We start from the raw sequence: 536 nt of genomic DNA on the forward strand, positions 1-536 counted from the left end.
ATCAAAGGCAAAACCTACCCCTACGGGAATTGGTGAGGCGTAATTGCAGCCAAGAGGGCCGCTTAATATGGAGGGTAAAGGTATATGGAGATAACACGTCTGGCCGCAAGCTTATTGGCTTTGACACTAGTAGGTTGCCAATCTACTGCTGGTAATACTCATCCTGATGCCTCAAATCCGTTCTCACTGCCGTACGGCGAGTGGAGATTTAGTTTTGTTACCCCACAGGCATTGCCCGCGCTGGTGACTTTCGCGTCAATTCTTGATACCGACGATATTGTTTATCAATTCAACACGCTCGATGGAACTCAGGGTAACCCTGACAGTGTAGGCGAATGGAGTCAGCATATTCGTCGCTCGTCGGTGACATGGAATAAAGCCAAGCATCCGCCTAAAGCCATGGTGTTTTGCTGGGACTCAGTTATCGATATGAAGGTATATGAAACATCGATAAGCTTCCCACAATCTGTTTGGGAAAAAATGATAACTCCGGCGGACCATAAAAATCGGCGTGGAACAGAGGTCTATTACGACAC

Annotated in this window: 1 protein-coding gene; it reads left to right on the forward strand. The window is 47.4% G+C overall.

Translation table 11 applies throughout. The annotated features are described in order from the left end of the window. Positions 1 to 84: 84 nt before the first annotated feature. Positions 85 to 536 (forward strand): DUF2931 family protein (locus GEAM_RS22945; protein ID WP_084674164.1); only part of this gene is annotated, 452 nt, incomplete at its 3' end.

Source organism: Ewingella americana ATCC 33852 (genome assembly GCF_000735345.1).
Classification (GTDB): Bacteria; Pseudomonadota; Gammaproteobacteria; order Enterobacterales; family Enterobacteriaceae; genus Ewingella; species Ewingella americana.